This window comes from Sphingomonas quercus, assembly GCF_018863195.1.
Classification (GTDB): domain Bacteria; phylum Pseudomonadota; class Alphaproteobacteria; order Sphingomonadales; family Sphingomonadaceae; genus Solisphingomonas; species Solisphingomonas quercus.
The window spans coordinates 1-19,742 of sequence record NZ_JAHKRT010000005.1; the positions used below are offsets into that span (position 1 = coordinate 1).

Consider the following 19,742-nt stretch of genomic DNA (forward strand, 5'->3'; position numbering starts at 1 on the left):
CTGCCAGAGCAGTTCCTCGGCACAGGTGACATAGCCCAATGCGCCGAGCGCGTTGGAGCCGCCGCCGGGGATGACATAGCCGCGCCGGCCTTCGGCGGCGAGATCGGAAGCGACCGTCGCCATCGCCCCGGCAAGGTCGCTGCCTGACGAGACAACCGTCACTTGCTCGACGCCGAGCAGGTCGAACAGGAAATTATTGCCGGTGCCGTCCGGACTGAACGAGCCGGGCACGCGCTCCTCCAGCACCAGCCGGCATTTCAGCCCCTCGCGCACCGCCGCGGCAGCGGTGAGGCGGCAATGGTTGGACTGGACGGCGCCGACCGTGATCAGCGTGTCGGCGCCCTGCGCCAGCGCATCGGCGACGAGATATTCGAGCTTGCGCGTCTTGTTGCCGCCACCGGTCAGCCCGGTCTGGTCGTCGCGCTTGATCCACAGCGTCGGCCCGCCGAGATGGGCAGAAAGGCGATCCATGCGTTCGATCGCGGTCGGCGCCAGCGTGTAGCGGCGGCGGGGGAAACGGGACAGGCTGGTCATGTCGTTCTCACATCTGGCTGGGCGTGGATAAGCTGTTCCAGGGGATGGCCGCCGCTTCCAACGGCGGCGTTTCCGCGCTCGCCTGCTCGGCGCGGCGCTCGGCACGGTCGACCACCACGGCGGCGATCGAATTGCCGACGACGTTTGTCGCGGTGCGGCCCATGTCGACGAAATGGTCGATCCCGAGCAGCGCGAGCAATCCCGCCTCGGGAATGCCGAAGCGCGGCAGCGTCGCGGCCAGCACGACGATGGCGGCACGCGGCACGCCGGCAATCCCCTTGGAGGTGACCATCAGCGTCAGCAGCATCGACAGCTGCTGCCAGAGACTGAGCGGCACGTCATAGGCCTGCGCGATGAAGATCGCCGCGAAGGTGCAGTACATCATCGTGCCGTCGAGGTTGAAGGAATAGCCCAGCGGCAGCACGAACCCGGCCACCCGCGGCCGCACGCCGAACCGCTCCAGGGCGGCGAGCGTCGGCGCCAGCGCCGCTTCCGAGGAGGCAGTCGAGAAGGCCAGCATCAGCGGCGCGCGGAGCACGGCGGGCAGCCCCAGGATGCGGCGACCCGCCATTGCGGCGCCCGCCGCGAACAGCAGCAGCCACAACAGCGCAATGCCGAGATAGAAGCCGCCGAGAAACCGGCCGTAGACCAGCACGATCCCCGGCCCCTCCACCGCGATCGCCGCGGCGACGGCAGCAAACACCGCCAGCGGCGACAGCCACATCACATAACCGGTCAACCGCAGCATCAGGGTCGCGAGGGCATCGACGGCGTCAAGCAGGGGCAGCGCCGCCGAACCCATCGAGAGCAGCCCGACCCCGGCAAGCACCGAGAACAGCACGATCTGCAAGACCTCGTTCTGCGCCATCGCCGCCACGATGGACGTCGGCACGAGATGATCGAGAAAGCCGTTCATCGAAAAAGCTTCGACCGGCGAAGGCCCCGCCGCCACCGCCACGACCAGATTCGCCCCTCGTCCCGGCTGGAGTACCGTGACGAGTACCAGGCCGAGCGACAGCGAGACGAGGCTGGCGCCGATGAACCAGCCCATCGTGCGCAACCCGATCCGGCCGAGGCTGGCGGCGTTATCCATCTTGGCGATGCCGCCGATGAGGGTCGCGAGCACAAGCGGCGCGATGATCATCTTGATGAGCCGCAGGAACAGACCCGTGACCGTCGACAGGCCGGCCGCCAGGGCCGCCCGCCCGTCCGGCGCGAGCGCGGCATGGGCGGCAAAGCCGGCAGCGAGGCCCAGGACGAGCCCGGCGAGGATGAAGGGGGTCAGCGATCGTTTCATGGGCATAGCGCAAGGGGGCAGGAGGGAGCGGCGCTGGGGAAACCGCCCCCTCCCCGACCTTCAGTCGGCGCGCCGGGTGGAGGCGGCGCTGTTCGACGAGGCCGTGACCTGTCCTTTCATGCTGGGGCCGTAGAAGATCCCGTTGAACAGGAACTTGAAGGTTGCGTAGGGCTGGCCGCGCTGCGTGACTTCCGGGCCGAGCAGGAAGACATGGCCACGGCCGAGTGTCGCATCGACGATCGCGGCATGGCCATTCAGCATCTTCTGCCCCCACGCCCAGCCGGAGACGAGCGGATCGTCATTGTAGAAAGCGCCCACCGTGCGCGCCGCAGGATTGCTGTCGCCCGCGCCGGCAAACACCGGGTTGTTGTTGTAAAACACATTGACCGTCTCGGGCATGCCATAGGCCAGCGGGTCGGCGGGGTTGACGCGGGTGGTGAGGATCGAGCCGGGCACGTAGAATTTGGTCGAGGAAACCGGCGCCGGCTTGCCGTCGGGGCCGGTGGGATTGAGGATGTTCGTCACCGGCACGCCGAGATCGGCACCCATCTCTGTAGCATTGCCGACAGCGATCACCGTGCCACCCGCCTTGGCGAAGGCGGCGATCTGCGGATAGGTCGTCTGCTTGGTGATGTTGCCGAGCCTGGCCCGATACTGCTCGGGAAGATCCTCGGCCCTGGGTTGCCGGCGGGCGCGGCCGATCAGGTCGCTCTGGAAGATCAGCACGTCATATTTCTTGTCCAGCCCGCCCCGGTCGAGTTCCTGTGGAAAGACGAGGGTGTAGGGAAATTCGAAATTCTCGAAGATCCACCGGGTCCAGCCCGACGCCATCGAGCCGCCATAGATGTCGACGAGGCCGATGCGCGCCGGCTTGACCGCCATCAGCTCGCCGGCTGGTTTCGCGCCGACGGCATGGGCGTCGATGCCGAGCGGCCCGACGCTCTCGGCGACGATCGCCTTCGCCCTGGCTGACGCAGGGATCCAGAGCGCGCCGGGCGCCAGCGTCTGCCCGCCCGTCGTGACCGGCGTCTTCAGCCAGTAGACCGGAAGCTTCGCCTTCAGAAGCCGGTTGGTGAGAATGAAGCTGTTGTCGGTGGCGTGGCTGACGAGATAACCGGCGGAGCCGGCGCCCGTCACTCGCCCTGGGGGCGGCGCCTCCATAACGTCGTCGATCATCTGGAAATGCTGCGGGGCTGCATCGAGCATGCGATCGAAAGCCACGTTCATCTGCAACGCGAGCGTGTAGCCGGTCACGTCATAGGGCTTGATCGGCGGCCCGCCGGGATAGGCGAAGTCCTGCGGATGATCCTGCGGCTCGAACATGTCGAGGACGTGCGGGCGGAACGCCTGGTCGGTCCGCACGACGAAGCTGCCGGCGGGATAGGTCTTGCCGCCCGCGCTGAACGACGCCGGCGCGCGTTCCACCTCGATGCCGGCCTTGATGAGGGCGTTCAGGAACTTCACCGTCGTCGGCATGTCCGGCTGGCTGTCGGCGGGAATGATATAAGCCCGCGGGGCGCGTTGCGCCGGGTCCTGCAGGACGGATTTGTAGAGGCTGGACGGCACGATGTCGCGGGTATTGTAGCCAGTCAGTCCGTCGAGCGGACTGCCCTCCCGCTTCTGGTCGATCTTGGCGGCCTCGGCCTTGACGGCGTCGACCCGCTTCGGCGTGATGACCCAGCTGTCCTCGCTGCCCTTCTGGATCTGGTTCCGGCCCATCACGTAGCGGTTGTAGAGCACGATTTCGCGGTAGCGCGACGCATAGTCCAGCACCGCGCGATCCATTTCCTTCACATAGTCGATCGACTGCTGGAAGTGCCAGGGCTGCGGTGCGATCGGCATCACCTCGTCTTCGCGGGCGAGCTGGTTGCTTGGCACGAGCGGGATTTCCATCGGCGTGGGATTGCCGATGATCTCGGTCAGAATGCCGATCTGGTTGTGGAAATAGCCGATGGTGCGGATGCCGCCATTGAACCAGGTCGAATAAGGCGCGCCGGAACGCATCACCGACCCGCCCTTGCCCTGCGACACGAGCCGGGCATGCATCATTCCGCCGACCACGTCCGTCTGATTGATGACGAGCGGCTCATTGTTGAAGTTATAAGGATCGCGGAAAGGCGGGATGAACACGACTGTTCCGACCGGGCCGGTCTGATGTTCGTTGTAGAGAATTTGCGGGAACCACTCGCGATAGCCCGCCCGGTTCATGTTCGTCGTCTCGGGCTGAGTGGAGGCGAAGCTGTCGCGGTTGTCGTCGTGGCCGATATACTTCTGGTAAAGCACCGGAATGCTTTCCGTGCTCCGTTTCTTCGGGTCGCTGGGACGCATGTACCAGTCGGCGACCAGCTCCAGCCCGTCGGGGTTGGCGAAGACGAACAGCATGATGTCGTCGTTCAGCAGGCGCAGCGTCTCGGGATCGTTCTTGGTCAGCATCTCATGGATGATCTGGATATGCGTCTGCGCGTTGACCACCTCAGTTGCGTGCAGGCCGGCATCGATCCAGACCACCGCCTTGCCCTCGCGGGCCAGGGCATGGGCCTGATCGTCGTTCAATCCCTTGGCCAGCGCCAGCTTGCGCGAAATATCCCGATAATGTTCGAGATTGCGGATATTTTCAGGCGACGAGATGATCGCCATATATTGCTCGCGGCCCTCGGCGGTCTTGCCGATCGAGACCAGTTTCATCCGATCGCTTTCGGTCGCGATCTTCTGGAGCCACTTTCCGATATTCGAGTAATTCGCCAGGAAATAGTCCGAGCCCGGCACTCCGCCCACCATATCCTTGGGATCGGTGATGCGCGCGCTGGTCGCCGGCGCGAGCTGTGCCTGCACGGGCGTGATCGCCAGCGCGGCCAGCATGGTGGTGGTCAGCAGCATTCCACGCATGTCATGTCCTTCTCGGATGGCCACCATCGCGGCCGTTATCCTGTGGGTGCCCCGCCCCCTGGCGAGGCACCCGGATGAGGTCCGGCTCCGCCTGGGGAGCCGGCACGCGGGATCAGCCGCCGAGGCTGAAGCGGAGGCCGATCCTGAAGGCACGGCCGAGATAATCGTACAGCCCGCGATTGGCGGAAGGCTCCGGGCTGGACGTATCGGACGGGCCAAAGGCGAAGGGGGCCGGATCACGGTTGAACAGATTGGTCGCCTGGAAATATACCTCGCCCTCGACACCGCCAAGCTTCAGCCTTCGTGCGAGATAGGCGTCCACGTAGAATGCGCCCGGCAAATGATTGTCCGAGATCGTGCGATGGAGCGCCGTCGATGCCGGGCAACCCGAGGTGCACTGGACATATGTATTGTCGTAGACACCGGCACTGAAGCCGCGGCCGGTAAGCTGCATCGTCCACTCGTCGAGAGTGTAGTTCGCAGTGACGCGATATTTCCACTTCGTCAGCGAACCCGAATTCTGGCCGACGATATCGGTCGGGGCCTGTGTGCCGTTGTTCGTCGTGTCCTCGATCGCCCGGGTGGCGAGCCCCCGCAGGGAAAGCGTGCCAGGCAGGCTTTCCGCAATGCGGTCGAGCGGCGTGAGATAACTGACTTCGAAGTCGATGCCGCGCGCGCGCTCCGAAACATAATTGTAGGGGATGGTATAAACCCAGAAATCCGCGAATCCCGGCACCGGGCCGGTCGTGCGATTCCAGTTATTGCCATAGCTGTAAGCGGGCGCCGCGAGGTTGGACGGCATCGAAAGCGCGATCTGCTTACAAAGATCTTCGTTGCCCTCGTAGCAACGGTCGACGATGTTCTGCGCGCTCAGCGACGCAATCTCGCCATTGACTTTGATGTCGTAATAATCAATCGACAGGCCGAGGCCCGGCAGGAAGGACGGCCGGTAAACCAGGCCGAAATCCCATGTGTCGGCCTTTTCCGGCTTGAGGTTGAGATTGCCCTGCGGCACGCCGCGGAAGCGCGCGCTGGCGCCGCCCGCCCACGGATTGGCGAGCGCATTGGTGTTGCCGCCGCCGGTCACGAACATTTCCGAAAGGCTTGGCGCCCGGATGTCGCGGGACCGCACGACGCGCAGGCGCAGGTCGCTGATCGGATTCCAGGTGAAGCCGGTCTTCCACGTCACGACGCGGCCGGACTGGCTGTAACTGGTCAGGCGCACGGCGCCGTTGAAATCGATGTTGAACGGCAGCGAGACGTCCGTTTCCACATAGCCTTCGGTGACGTTGTAATGCCCGAACGTGTCCGAGAAATTGCCGCTGTACCAACCCGTCTTCGCGAAGTCCGGAGTATATCCCGAGGTCGCCTCCCGGCGATGCTCGACACCGAAGGCAAGTCCGATCGGCTTCAGCCACGGATTGGCGATGTTGGTGCTGAAGTTGAGCGCCTCGACATCCTGCTGGAGCCTCTGGTTCGTCCAGGGATTGCCCATCGCATAGTCCACCGCCGCCGGCGAATTCACGCCGACGCCGAAGCTGTTCCACGGCACGCACCCCTTGGCCAGCGGATCGGCGCTGCCGTCGCGCGTCACGCGACAGACGATCTGGGTGTGGTCCGCGTTCCACACCGCATCGCGCGCATAGCCCAGCGTCACGCGGTTCGGCGAGATCAGCGACACGTGGTTCTTGGAGACGCCGTGCTGATAATAGGTGTCCCAATGCCAATCGGTGCTCAGCAGGTCGAAACTGCCCTCGGCGCCGACGACATAGCGCTGCACCTGGCGCAGATTGGCGCTCGACCGGGTGGGATAATCGAGATTGTAGGAGCCAAGCGTAAGGCCCGCGGTCGCTATGCCCGGATATTGGGCGAGCAACGCCGCCGGGATGAAGGCATTGTCGCCCTTGATCGCGATATTGCCGCGGTCGGTCTGGTACCCGCCCCAGCTCAGGCCGAGGCTTCGGTTGTAGGACGCCTCGGCATAGACGTTGATGCCGTCCGTTATGTCGTAGCTCAGCCGCCCATAGGCGCCGCGCATGCGCTCCGCCGGCTGGAGCGAGGTGCCGTTGATGTGCTGATTGACTTGCCAGTCGCCGCCGATCGTCCATTCGCTGTTGGCGGTATAGTTCTCGCCATAGTTGTAATGGTTGATCACGCCGCCCTGGCCGAAATAGGTGCCGCGCGCCGGGCCGTTGACGACGATCCCGCCCGCGGTCACGCTGTTCAGGCCGGCATGGGCAGAGGGCATATATTGCGGCTGGCCGTTACCCGGCGCGTAGGCCGGGTTCTGGGTCATGTAATAGCCGTTTCTCGCCCAATCGCGCGGCACACCATAAATGCCGTTGCGCTGAACGATGGTGCCGTTGAGCAGGATATGACCGCGCCCTCCTGCGAATTTGAAGCCCGCCGTCAGGGTCGCACGATAAGTATTATCGTCGCCATAGGTGGTCTGGCCATAGCTCAGATCGCCCTTGATGCCGGTATAATCGCGGTCGAGAATATAGTTGATGACGCCGGCGACGGCGTCCGAACCATAAACCGCCGATGCGCCGCCAGTGACGATTTCGACGCTCTTGATCAGGCCCTGCGGGACAAGATTCGTGTCGACGGCGCCGGCGAGCGTGGAGGCGACGGTGCGGTGCCCGTCGATGAGCACCAGCGTGCGATTGCTGCCGAGGTTGCGCAGGTTGACGGTGTTGAGGCCGGCGGCCCCGCTCGTCAGGCCGCGAATGTTGGTAGCCGGCGTGCCGCTGCCGGAAACGGCCGGGAGCTGGTTGACATAGTCGGCGATATTGGCCGGCGCCGAGGCCTGCAGGTCCTTGGTGCTGATCACCGTCACCGGCGTCGGCATGTCATAGCCGTTGCGCACGATGCGCGATCCGGTGACGGTGATTTCTTCCGAGACGGCCTGGGCCGCGGCCGAGGGCTGGCCCGGCGGCGGCGCTTCCTGCGCATGAGCCGGCGCAACCGCGCCAAGCTGCATCGCCATGGCAAGCGCGATACCGCTGGTGCCGAGGAGGGACAGGCGGGCGCATGGATGATCGGATCGACGAGGTTGAATGATTGACATCGAGTTCCCCCTTTTTTTAAAAGGATGCACGGCAGGCGCCGCCTGGCCCCCTCTCCTCCATCGACTCTAACGGCCATCTTCGTCGGGGCTTGATCGGGCGGCTTTGCCGTTCCCCGTCCACCGAACCGTGTAGCCAGGCCAGCATATGGCCGCTTCCTGTCACGAAGCTGTCACTATCCGGGATTTGCGGAGCTTATCCGGCGCAAAAACAAATAGGCGGCCAGGAAAATTGCTCGTCCTGTCATAATCTCAAAAGAATCATTTGACTCCAAAAGCGTTATGCACTGACTTTATGCACACACCTCTGCTGCTTAGCTGAAACCCTATTTGCAATGGGGCGGTGGCAGGCACCCATTTGCTTTTGAGGCTCCTGATATAAAAGTTAGTAAGGAAAGGGTGCCGCAACATCTAGAGGGAGGGATAGTTGCGGGTCATGATCGTAGAAGACGACCCCCGTCTCGCGCATGGGATGGAGGCCTTGTTGAATGCCGCGGGGTTTTCCGTGGATATTCTGTCATCCGGAGAGGAGGCATTGCATATCGCCGAAAGCGTGCCTTATGCCGCGATCATACTCGACCTCGGCCTGCCTGATCTGGACGGTCTCGAAGTCCTCCAGCAGCTCAGGAGGCGAAGCGTGAGCACGCCTATCCTGATCTCCACCGCCCGGGATTCGCTGGCTGATCGTGTCGATGGCCTCGACAAGGGCGCCGATGACTATCTCGCCAAGCCGTTTCACCTGCGAGAACTGGAATCGCGGGTGCGGGCACTTGCGCGGCGCGGCCAGGGAACGCCGGATCCGGTGCTGAAGGTCGGCTCGCTTACCCTCGACAGGTCGAGCCGCACGGTATGCCTCAACGAGATCACGCTGGAGCTGCGACGGCGCGAGCTTGCCGTCCTCGAGACGCTGATGGGCCGTCCGGGCAAGATCGTGACCAAGGAACGGCTGGCCGCGGAGGTGTTCAATTTCAACGACGCAGTCGCGCCCAACGCCCTCGAGGTCTATGTGGCGCGGCTCCGCCGCAAACTCATTCCCGATGGTCCCGTGATCCGCACCGTGCGGGGCCTGGGCTACATGATCGAGGTCAAGTGACCGTGATGGAGAGCAGGTGAGGAGGATGTTACGATCGCTCCGGGCACGTCTTACCGGCGCCGTCATGCTTCCTCTCGCCGCCCTCGTGGTGATCTTCGGCGGCATTGCCTGCTGGGTGATCTTCAAGACGGCCAGCATGTCATCTGACCGCATGCTGATCGGATCGGTGCGGACGCTGAGCGTCGCGCTCGATGCCGAGCCGGACATGCGCTCCCGCCTCGTTCCGCTGGCCGTCCAGCTGCAGCAGCGCTCGCAGCCGATCACCTTCTACAGCGTCCACCACGGTGGGGCGCTGGTGGCGGGATCGGCCGCGCTCACGCCGCCTCCGGATTATGATCCGTCCGGCCGGGTGATCGACCGCCATCCGCCGGCGACCTTCCCCGACACCTATCGCAAGACCCGCCTCTATCGCGGTTATGTCGACCCCAAGGATGCCGACACCGTTCTCCAGGCGGCTTATCTCTGGGACGGCAAGCTCGCCGGCAAGTCGGCGCGCATCGCCACCGAGATCAGGCTGCTGAAGGGGGACCGCACGCCCACCATCGTGCAGGTTGCCGACTATGACGACGATCGCCGCGCCTATATCTTCAGCCAGTGCCTGCAGGTGATCGGCGGCGGCATATTGATCCTGATGATCGCCGTCCTGCTGTTCTACGAAGCGATTACGTGGGGCCTCAAGCCGTTCTCCGCGCTCACCGAGCAGGTCGAAAAGGCGCGCCTGGATCCTCCAGCCCATTTTCGGCTGGCGCAATCACCGGAAACGCCGCGGGAGGCCATGTCCTTCATCGTCGCCTTCAACGCACTGATGGCGCGGATGGAAAATGCCACCGAATCCCTGCGCCAGTTCACCACCAATGCCTCCCACCAGATGCGCACGCCGCTGGCCATCGCGCGCATGCATCTCGGGCTGCTCGACCGCTTCGGCCCGGACTCGCCGCAAGGCAGGACGGCACTCCAAGACATTTCGCATGCCGTCCAGTCTCTCGAGCGGCTGCTCCAACAGCTCATCTCGCTGGCCCGGACCAGTGAGCAGGCGATCGATCCGGCGATGTCGTTCGACCTGGTGGCGACGGCGACGAATGTGCTGGACGAACGGCTGGGCCACCTCTCCACCTTCGATATCGATCTCATCTATGAGCAGGACGAGGAAGGGGCGATCGCCGTCAAGGGCCATCCACTGCTCGCCGCCGAGTTGATCACCAATCTTCTCGACAACGCCGTCCGCTACAACCGGCCGGGGGGCTCGGTGGTCATTCGCCTCGGGCGCGGCGGCGGGCGCGGCCGGATCGAGATCGAGGATGACGGCCCCGGCATCCCCGAGGAGCATCGGGACAGGGTGTGGGAACGCTTCTATCGCGGCGCCGCCGAGAACGATCAGGTCGGCAGCGGCCTCGGCCTCTCTATCGTCCGATCATTGGCCGAGCGCATGGGGGCCAGCGTGTCGCTGAACAATGGGGCGAACGGCTGCGGCCTGTGCGCACGGGTCGAATTCCAGGAAGCAGCCTGACCGCGTTTGAAACGATGCGAGGCACTATGACGATCACCACCCCGGTCCCCCGGTAGGGCGCCGTGTCAGTCTCCAGAACAGGTCGCTGGTCAAGTCTGTCGCCGCATTTCTCGGTTCTGATCGGGCTGGCGGCTGGGCTTGGCGGGGGTCTGCTGGTGAATATCACCACCGGCCGCGCCGACTGGGTGAGCGATTTCACCGCCAACGTCACCCGCCCGATCGAAAATCTGTTCCTGCGGCTGTTGTTCGTCCTCGTCCTGCCACTGCTTTTCTCCGCGCTGGTGACGGGCATTGCGGGGCTGCGCGACCTCAAGGCGTTTCGCCGGCTTGGCGGCTGGATGCTGAGCTTCATGTTCGTGGCCTCGACGCTGGCGACGTTGATCGGGCTGGCAACCGTCAACCTGTTCCAGCCGGGCGAGGGCATTGATCCGGCGACGGCCGACATCCTGCTCAACTCGGCCGACAAGACCGGCGGCATCCTTGCCGGCAACACGCCGACGATGCTCGGCACCGTCGTCCAGCTCGTCCCGGCCAACATCATCTCGGCCGCGTCACAGGGCAATCTCCTGGGCGTCGTCTTTTTCGCGCTGTTGTTCGGCGTCGGGCTGATGCTGGTCCGGACAGAGGGGAGCAAGCAGCTGCTGCTGGTGATCGAGGGGCTGTTCGATGTCGGCGTGCGGCTGATCGGCATCGTCATCCGGCTGGCCCCGGTCGCCGTCGCCTGCTTCATGTTCGACCTGACGGTGATGTTCGGCTGGCCGCTGCTCGCCCATCTGAGCGCCTATGTCGGCGTCATGCTCGTTGCTTTCGCCTTGCATGTCGGCGTCGTGTTCTCGTCGTTCGTGTGGATCGTCGGCGGCATAAGGCCGCTGATTTTCTTCAAGGCCGTGCAGGAGGCCGCCTTCATCGGCTTCAGCACCTCGTCGTCCAACGCCACCCTGCCGACGGCGCTCAAGGTGGCCGATGAGAATCTCGGCCTGCCCTCGCAGGTGACGCGGTTCGTGCTCGGTATCGGCGCGGTCGCCAACCAGAACGGCACCGCCATCTACGAGGCCGTGACCATCCTGTTCCTCGCCCAATTCTTCGGCATCCAGCTCGGCCTCACCGGCCAGCTCACCGTCTTCGCGATCTGCGTGCTGAGCGGCATCGGCACCGTCGGCGTGCCGGCGGGCGCCTTGCCGGTGGTTTCAGCCACGCTCGGCATGATCGGCGTGCCGCCGGAAGGCATCGGGCTGGTGATCGGCGTCGACCGGCTGCTCGACATGTGCCGCACAAGCCTCAATGTCGTCGGCGACCTCACCATCGCCGTCGCCATCACACGCTACACCGGCGCGCGCGAAGACGCGCCGGAAAACCCCTGACCTGGGCCTATTTCATGCCGGCCATGGCCAGGATCATGGCGAGATCCATCTTTTGCAGGCGGACATTCGGCTCCTTCTCGGTGCCGATCCATTCGTCGAGCGAATGGCCCCGTCCGCTGTTCGCGACCCGGCCGATGGTGATGGCGGGGATACCGAGGCTGATCGCGATGTTGGAATCCGTCGAGCTGGAGCTGAAGCGCAGCGGAATCCCTTCGGCCGCATAAGCGGCGGATGCGAACTGGACGATATCGGACGACCTGTCCGTCTGCCCGGCGGGGCGATCCCCGATCAGCTTGATGTCGACCGTGATCGGCCCCTCCTTGGTGGAGCGCGCCGCATTCTCGCCGGCCGCCGCCTGGGGCAGAATCTCGAGAAAGCGCTTTTCGACCTTCGCCAGCTCGGCCGCGCTTTCGGAACGCATGTCGAATTCCATCCACACCTCGCGCGGAATGGCGTTGACCGAGGTGCCCCCGCCGACCACGCTGGCGCTATAAGTGGTCTTGATGCCCTGCGGCACCGGGATCTTGTAGAAGTCCACCACTGCCTGCGACATCGCCACCATCGGGTTGACGAGCCCGAAGGCGCCGTAGCTGTGGCCGCCCGGCCCCTTGAAGGTGACGCGATAGCGCTTCGAGCCGGCGCCGCCGGTAGTGATCGAATCCAGCCCGCCGCCGTCCAGCGAGTAGAAGGCCTTGATCCGGCCCTTGTACTTGCCCTTGGTGAACAGGTAGCGCACGCCGCGTAGATCGCCTGCGCCTTCCTCGCCGACCGTGCCCATGAACAGGATGTCGTCGCGGGTCTGGATGCCGCCGGCGTTCATCGCGTCGATCAGCTTGAGCAGTGTCGCGAGGCCCGTCGTGTCGTCCCCGACGCCCGGCGCGAACAGCTTGTCGCCCTCACGCCTGACCTTGACCGGCGTGCCTTCCGGAAACACCGTGTCCATATGGGCGGAGACGACGATCAACCCGCCGCCGCCCGTGCCCCGGCGCAGGCCGAGGACGTTTCCTTCCTCGTCGGTTTCCGTATCGGCGAGCCCGCGCGCGCGAAACATCTCCAGATAGGTTCTGGCTCGTGCCGCTTCCTTGAACGGCGGCGAGGGGATTTCGGTGAGCCTGATGATGTCCTCCACCCATTGCGGGTGCCCGGCATCGAGCGCGGCGACTGCCTTGCGGAAGGCGGGCGTCGCCTCGATGCGCCGGATCTCGGCGACGGCCCGGGCTGCGGGCGCCTGTGCCTGGACGGACGTGCCCGCCATCAAAAGGATGAGGACGCTCGGAACGTGACGGCGCATTGTCATCTCCGCTGCATGGTGGAGGCCGGCAACTGATCAGTTGTTTTCGTTCTCTTCCTCTTCGTCGTCGTCATCGGCGCGGACAACATAGTCGCCTTTCAGAAATTCGCGGAGCTCGGCCGTCTGCACCGGGCCCAGAATGCGGTTGAGCTCGGCGGTGATCGCGTCGATCTTCGGGCGAAGCTCCTGATAACGCTCGATCGCGTCGTGGCTGACCTTCTGGTCGGTCACGTTGGTGAGGCTATAAAGATAGGTGACATGGGTCTGCAGCCCCGGCTGGCTGTAGCGGATCGGCGGGGTCAGCAGCCGGTCCGCGATCGACCTGAGCGCCTTCTCGCGCGCCGGGTTCGGATGCTGCTTCAGCGCGGCAAGCGCCTGATTGAGGCGCGAGACATCGAGATTCGTGTCGTTCACCAGCTTGAGCACGCGCACATTATGCTCGAACTGGGCGACGAGGTCGGCATCGGTGACGCCGCTTGCCAGCACGCGCGGATCCTCGACGATGGTCAGCGGCTGGCGCATGGCGGTGCCGCCGACCGACAGCTCGACAGTATAGCCGCCCGGTGCCGCCACCGGCCCCGCCGGAAAGCGCGAACGCCCGCCGCCAGCCGTCGCGGCCGCGGGCGCGGACACTTGCGGTTCGCCCGAATAGCGCAGGTCCCAGATGAAGCGATGCATGCCGGGGGCCGTGTCTAGCTTGGTCGGATAGGTGGGACGATAGGTGCCAAGGCCGTCCTCGCCGCCGCCCTCCCCGGCCTCACCGCGCTCGGCCGGGCCATCGCCCGTGAAGCGGCGTACGACCGCGCCGGACTTGTCGAAAATGGTGAGCGTCAGCGGCCCGCTCTGGCCTGGTGCGACATAATAATCGATCTGCGCGCCGGGCAGGATATATTCCGGGCCGGTACCCGGATTGGGTCCCTTGTCCGCGCCGGCATTGATGCGGATCGCGGTGGCCGGCGTGTAGAGCCGGCTCGCCCTGACCGCATCCGCCTCGCCGGGGAGCTGGCGCAGCACGCCGAGATTGTCGAGGACATAAAATCCCCGTCCCTGCGTCGAGAAGACGAGGTCGCCATGGGCGAGGCGGATGTCCGTCACCGGCACCGCCGGCAGGTTGAGCTGGAAGGTCTGCCAGTTCGCACCATTGTCGAAGGACAGATACATGCCGAACTCGGTGCCGGCATAGAGCAGCCCCGGCCGCTCCGGATCCTCGCGGATCACGCGGGTCGGCTCATCCGCGGCGATGCCCTTGGTGATCCTCGTCCAGCTCTTGCCGTAATCGTCGGTGCGATAGAGATAGGGTGCGAAATCGCCGAGCAGATAGCGATAGATGGCGACATAGGCGGTGCCCGGCGCGCGGACCCCCGCTTCGATATTCTGCACGCGGCCGCCCGGCGGCAGATCCTTGGGCGTGACATTCTGCCAGCTCTTGCCGTCATCCTGTGTCACCCAGACGAGGCCGTCGTTGGAGCCGGCCCAGATCACTCCCGGCTTCACCGCGCTCTCGCGGATGGCGTAGACGACTGAATAGACCTCCTCGCCGGTGGCGTCGCGGGTGATCGGCTCGCCCGAACCATATTGCTTGTCGGGCGGATTGGCGGTCAGGTCCGGGCTGATCTTTTCCCAGGAAACGCCACCGTCGCGCGACCGGTGCACATATTGCGATCCGTAATAGACGGTATTGGGCTTGGTGGGCGAAATCTCCATCGGTGCCACGCGCTGAAAGCGATAGCGCAGCACCTTGGGGTCGTTGCCGTAGAGCGATTCGGCGCCGATCCAGTAGCGCTCCTCATTGCCATTGGCGCGCATGTCCATGCGGCTGAACTGGCCCTTGCAGCCGCCCCAGACGACATTCGGATCGCCGAGCTTCGGGATGATCGGCCCGGTCTCGCAGCCGGGCCCGACCTTGAACTCCTGTCCGTCGCCGAGCGGGAGAGAGGGGATGATGACCGTCGTATTGTCCTGCTGCGCGCCATAGAGGCGATACGGAAACTGGTTGTCGACGGCGACCTGATAGATTTCGGCGGTCGGCTGGTTGGCCTGCGTGCTCCACGTCGTACCGCCGTCCAGCGACACGTTGGCGCCGCCGTCGTTGGACTGGATCAGATAGCTGGAATTGCGCGGGTTGATCCAGATGTCGTGATTGTCGCCATGGGGGGTGCGCTGGCTCTTGAAGCTCTTGCCGCCATCGGTCGACTTGAACCAGCCCTCGTCGCCGACGAACACCAGATCGGCATTGTTCGGATCGATCCCGAGCGTGGTGTAGTAGAAGGGGCGCGTGGTGAGCCGCGTCTCGCCGTTGACGAGCGTCCACGTCGCGCCGGCGTCCTCGGAGCGATAGAGGCCCTGGCCGGGCTTGGCCTCGATCAGCGCGTAGACGCGGTTCGGCGAAGCGGCGCTCACGCCGATATTGGCGCGCCCGAAGAGCCCGGTGGGCAGGCCGCCGCCAAGTTTCGCCCAGTGATCGCCGCCGTCGGTCGACTTGTAGAGGCCGCCATCCTTGCTGCCCGAGATGATCGACCAGGGCCGGCGCAGCCCATGCCACATCGCCGCGTAAAGCACTTGCGGGTTGCCCGGCTGAAACTCGATATCGGCCGCGCCCAGTTCGTCGGTGAGGAACAGCACCTGCTGCCACGTCCGGCCGCCGTCGCGGGTGCGATAAACGCCGCGCTCCTTGTTGTTCTTGAACGGATTGCCGATCGAGGCGACGAACACTTCGTCCGGGTTGGTCGGATTGATGCGTATCGTGGCGATCTGGCCCACGTCGCGCAGGCCCATGAAGGTCCAGCTCCTGGCACCGTCGACGGATTTGTAGAGGCCGCGCCCGATCGACACATTGCTGCGGATCTTGGACGAGCCCGTGCCGGCATAGATGACGTCCGGATTGCTGTCCGCGACGGCCACGGCGCCCATCGAGCCGACCGAAATCTGCCCGTCCGTGGTATTCACCCAATTATGGCCGGCGTCCGTCGTCTTCCACACGCCGCCGCCCACCGTTCCCATGTAGAAGGTGAAGGGCTGCGTCGGCACGCCGGTGACGGTGGTGACGCGCCCGCCGCGCCACGGGCCGACCTGGCGATAATGGAGGCCGGACCATTGGCTCTTGTCGTAGGCGGCATGGATCGGGGCGGCGAGCATGGTGCCGGCGCCGAGCGCGACAAGCCAACGGCCAAACTTCATGTCCATCCCCTTGCGAAAAGAAGCCACCCCGGTGCGACGCGGGTTGCCGGCGGACGCGGCCGCGCCGTGCCCGCGAACCATGGGGTTCGGTCATAGGTCGCCTAGCTGTCATGAAGCTGTCACTCGCGGGCGAGCGATCACGCCATCCCCAGCAGGCGAATCAACGCCAGACTGAGCAGCCCGAGGACGATCAGCGACAGGACCACCGTCATCGTCACCCGCGCACCCGATCGCGCCAGCGCGCCGAGATCGACGCCAATTCCGAGAGCGGCCATGGAGACGATCGTCAGCACCGTCGCCGCCTCGCGGATGGGTCCGATCGCGGCTTGCGGCACGAGGCCCAGCGAGCGGCAGCCGAGGAGCGCCAGAAAGCCGATGATGAACCATGGAAGAAGGTGGGCGAGATCGGCCCGCCTGCCCTCGCCCCTGGCGTCGCCGGCCGGGGCGAGATGCGGCGCGATCAACGACAGGATAAGGCATATCGGCCCGAGCATCAGCACGCGGACCAGCTTCACCAGCGTGCCTATCTGCACCGCCACCACCCCGAGCGGGGAGACTGCCGCGATCACCTGCGGCACGGCGTAGACGGTAAGCCCGGCCAGCGTCCCGGCTGCGATGGCGTTCATGCCGAACGCCGCGCCAAGCAATGGCAGCAGCAGCACGACGATGATGCCGAGTACCGCCGTGAAGGCGATCGAAGCCGCGACATCGTCGCCGTCGGCGCCGATCACCGGGGCGACGGCGGCGATCGCCGAATTGCCGCAGATCGCGTTCCCGCATGCCACCAGCAAGGCCAGCCGGGTCGGCAAGCCGAACATGCGACCGATGCCGAAGGCCAGAGGAATTGCCGCGCCGACCACGCCGACGATGCCGAGCAGCAGTGCCGGGCGCACCGCCAGGATCGTCGCCGTGCTGACCGACGCCCCGAGCAGCACCACGGCCACCTCCAGCAGATATTTGCCGCTGAAGGCGATGCCCGGCTGCCATCGCCTGCCCGGCGTCCACAGGCTGCGGACGGCCACGCCGATCAGGATGGCGAGGACGAGACCCTCCAGCCACGCCTTGCCGGTCAGGACTCGCTCGACCGCTTCGACGGCGACCGCCGCGGCGGCGATCGCGAGGCACAGGCCCACGCCCGGGACCAGAGACGTGCCGCACTGGAGGCCGCGGGCCGGCGATGCTCTCCGGTGACGGGCGAAGCTTGCCACGGCGCGTTCCTTTCGCCGTGGTGCTTACGAACCGCGGGGCCGTTGATCCAACGCGCCGTTCTTGTCGTTTCGATCACCCGTCATGATCGGAGGGAGGGTCCGTTGCGGACCCTCCCCCGCTGTCAGAACGCCTTGACGCCGAGGCTTACGAAGAATGTCCGTCCCAGCCCCGGAATGGCGCCGCTGCCGACGCCCGCGGCGTAGCTGTAATTGCGCTTGTCGCCGATATTGGAGACACCCGCGCGGAGCGTCCACGGCCCGCGCAGCCACGCCGCCGACAGATCGACCATCGTGGCGCCGGGCAGGACGCGGGTTTCGCCGGTGTCGCCGAAATAAGCGCTGCGATAGCGCAGGCCGGCGGCCAGCTGGAGCGTCCCGGTCTCGTCCGGCAGGGCGAGATCGTAGCTCGTCCAGATATTGCCGATCCGCTTCGGCACGCTCGGCACGCGATTGCCGATCTGGCCGGGGTTCTGCGGATAATCCATGAGCACGGGATCCTGCAGCGTGAAATTGGCGATGATATTCCACGCCGGCACCGGCCGCAGCGTCAGGTCCGTCTCCCAGCCCTTCACCCGGTAGGAGAAGACCTGCGACACATCGAGACCGGTCGTGGGATCAAGCAGGATGGTGTAGACGTTCCGCCGCGTCGTTCGGAACAGCGACGACGACAGCGACAGCCAATTGCCCTGCCGCACGCGCAGGCCGGCCTCGATCTGGGTGCCCTTTTCCGGCACCTGGCCGATGCTCTGCGGCTCTTCGGTGTTGAAGATCGGATAGGAGTTGCTGGAATAGCCGCCGAACAGCGCAAAGGCGTCGGCGAGCTGATAGACCGCGCCGACATCCCATTCGAACCGGTCGTCCTTGCGGATCACCGGCTGGCCGGGCACGAACGGGCAGGTCGTCGCCTGGGGCGGGCTGCACGGATGCTCCGAACCGGGGTTGGTCGGGATCACCGAGCGGCCCTCGGCGGAGGTCTTGAACCAGTCCTCGCGGCCCGACAGGCGCAGCTTGAGGCGCTCGGTAACGTCGATCTGGGCAGTGCCATAAAGCCCATAGAAGCGGCCGTCGACGTCAGCGTCGTTGCAGCTATGGCTGCTGTTGCACAGGAAGGTGAGCCCCGACAGGCTCGTCTCCGGCGTCACCGGGTTATAGATGTCGGCGATGCTGGGCAGGTCGGCCGTCGCCCGCCGCGTGCGCGCGCTGATGTTGCGATATTCGAACCCGGCCAGCAGCGTCACCGGCATCGACCCTGCGGTGAATTTCCATGTCGGCTCGGCCTGTAGCACGAGGTCATGGACGCGGTCGGCCTGCTGGCGCAGCTGACGCCCCGTCAACGAGAATGTGCCAGCCGACGCCGTCAGCCGCCCGCCGGCATTGCGCGCGAGATCGACGTCGCGATCGGTATAGGCGCCGCGCAGGTTGAGTGTCAGCGCATCGCTAAGCGACCACGCATCGCTCAGGAAGGCGCGCTTGATGGTCTGATCGGCATAGGCGAACGGCGTGTAGTAACGGTTGTCGCGATCGACGTCGGCGGGAAGCCCGGTGCCGGTCGGCGGCGTGAACGGGAGGCCGATCGAGTCCGGCCGCACCTCGATGCGGTGATATTCCAGCCGCGCCAGGATATCGTGGCCCTCGGGGTGGAAGCCGAGCGAGCCATAGACCTCGCCGGTCTTGTTGCGGGCACCGCGCAGGCCGTCCGAATGCTGGAACTGGCCATCGACCCGCGCTGCGAGCCCGTCGCTGAGCGGGGCGTTGAGCGAAGCGCTGGCGGTGATCGTGTCGAACGAACCATATTGGATGCTGCCACCGGCCGAGAGCGTGTCGTCGGGGCGGTAATGGACGAGGTTGATCGTGCCGCCGGGGGCGGTCGTGCCGAACAGTGCCGAGCCGGGTCCCTTCAGCACCTCGACGCGCTCGACGCCGGTCAGGGCGTGGACATAACCGCCGAGATCGGACGTGGTATCGGGCAGCCCATCATTGAGGAAGGTGACGTTGAGCCCGCGCGACACGAACCGGTCGTAGAAGCCGAACGAGAATTGCCCGCCCTGCACGAGGCCGCTGACGTTGCGAAGCGTGTCGCGCAGCTGGGTCGCGCCCTGCTGGTCGAGCAGTTCGCGCGGCATCACCTGGATGCTGCGCGGATTGTCGAACAGGGTGGCGCCGGCCTTGTCGAGCGACGGCGCCTGATCGAACGGCGTCGTCGAAGGCGCGGTGACGGTGATGCTCGCCTCGCCGGGGGCCTCGGCGATCACCGGCGTGGCGCCGACAGCGACGGCGAGCAGGCCGGCCGCGGCAGTGCTAACCAGACGCGTTCTCATTCT

The 19,742-nt window shown here is 65.4% G+C and carries 11 protein-coding genes; 3 read left to right on the forward strand and 8 right to left on the reverse strand.

Translation table 11 applies throughout. From position 1 onward, the window contains the following. The 4 genes from KOF26_RS10145 to KOF26_RS10160 form a co-directional block, all read right to left on the reverse strand. Positions 1-534: pyridoxal-phosphate dependent enzyme (locus KOF26_RS10145; RefSeq protein WP_216324139.1), on the reverse strand; the 534-nt coding region annotated here is incomplete at its 3' end. A 7-nt stretch (positions 535-541) separates the two neighbouring features. Beyond that, positions 542-1,831: a dicarboxylate/amino acid:cation symporter gene (locus KOF26_RS10150; protein WP_216324142.1), complete on the reverse strand. Its 1,290-nt coding sequence runs from the start codon at positions 1,829-1,831 to the stop codon at positions 542-544. Between the two features lie 60 nt (positions 1,832-1,891). Beyond that, entirely contained in the window at positions 1,892-4,717 is a 2,826-nt protein-coding gene (locus KOF26_RS10155; RefSeq protein ID WP_253201331.1) for a M14 family metallopeptidase, read from the reverse strand. 112 nt (positions 4,718-4,829) lie between these two features. Continuing rightward, positions 4,830-7,706 (reverse strand): TonB-dependent receptor domain-containing protein, encoded by a 2,877-nt coding sequence (locus KOF26_RS10160; RefSeq protein WP_216324145.1) that lies wholly within the window; start codon positions 7,704-7,706, stop codon positions 4,830-4,832. Between the two features lie 505 nt (positions 7,707-8,211). Here KOF26_RS10160 and KOF26_RS10165 point away from each other — a divergent pair. The 3 genes from KOF26_RS10165 (at position 8,212) to KOF26_RS10175 (ending at position 11,745) form a co-directional block, all read left to right on the forward strand. Further along, positions 8,212-8,877: a response regulator gene (locus KOF26_RS10165; protein ID WP_216324147.1), complete on the forward strand. Its 666-nt coding sequence runs from the start codon at positions 8,212-8,214 to the stop codon at positions 8,875-8,877. A gap of 64 nt (positions 8,878-8,941) precedes the next feature. Continuing rightward, complete coding sequence (locus KOF26_RS10170) at positions 8,942-10,384, forward strand: sensor histidine kinase (protein WP_253201332.1); 1,443 nt, start codon at positions 8,942-8,944, stop codon at positions 10,382-10,384. A 62-nt stretch (positions 10,385-10,446) separates the two neighbouring features. Further along, the gene (locus KOF26_RS10175) at positions 10,447-11,745 is read left to right on the forward strand and encodes a dicarboxylate/amino acid:cation symporter (RefSeq protein ID WP_216324154.1); all 1,299 of its coding nucleotides are present in this window, start codon (positions 10,447-10,449) and stop codon (positions 11,743-11,745) included. Between the two features lie 7 nt (positions 11,746-11,752). Here KOF26_RS10175 and KOF26_RS10180 read toward each other — a convergent pair whose 3' ends face one another. From KOF26_RS10180 to KOF26_RS10195, 4 genes are all read right to left on the reverse strand, one after another. Further along, positions 11,753-13,000: a M20/M25/M40 family metallo-hydrolase gene (locus KOF26_RS10180; RefSeq protein ID WP_253201333.1), complete on the reverse strand. Its 1,248-nt coding sequence runs from the start codon at positions 12,998-13,000 to the stop codon at positions 11,753-11,755. A 72-nt stretch (positions 13,001-13,072) separates the two neighbouring features. After that, a complete protein-coding gene (locus KOF26_RS10185; RefSeq protein ID WP_216324160.1) occupies positions 13,073-16,213 on the reverse strand; it encodes a WD40/YVTN/BNR-like repeat-containing protein in 3,141 nt (1,046 codons plus the stop codon). Between the two features lie 137 nt (positions 16,214-16,350). Beyond that, complete coding sequence (locus KOF26_RS10190) at positions 16,351-17,421, reverse strand: YeiH family protein (RefSeq protein WP_216324162.1); 1,071 nt, start codon at positions 17,419-17,421, stop codon at positions 16,351-16,353. A 122-nt stretch (positions 17,422-17,543) separates the two neighbouring features. Beyond that, entirely contained in the window at positions 17,544-19,739 is a 2,196-nt protein-coding gene (locus KOF26_RS10195) for a TonB-dependent receptor (protein ID WP_216324164.1), read from the reverse strand. Positions 19,740-19,742 lie beyond the last annotated feature (3 nt).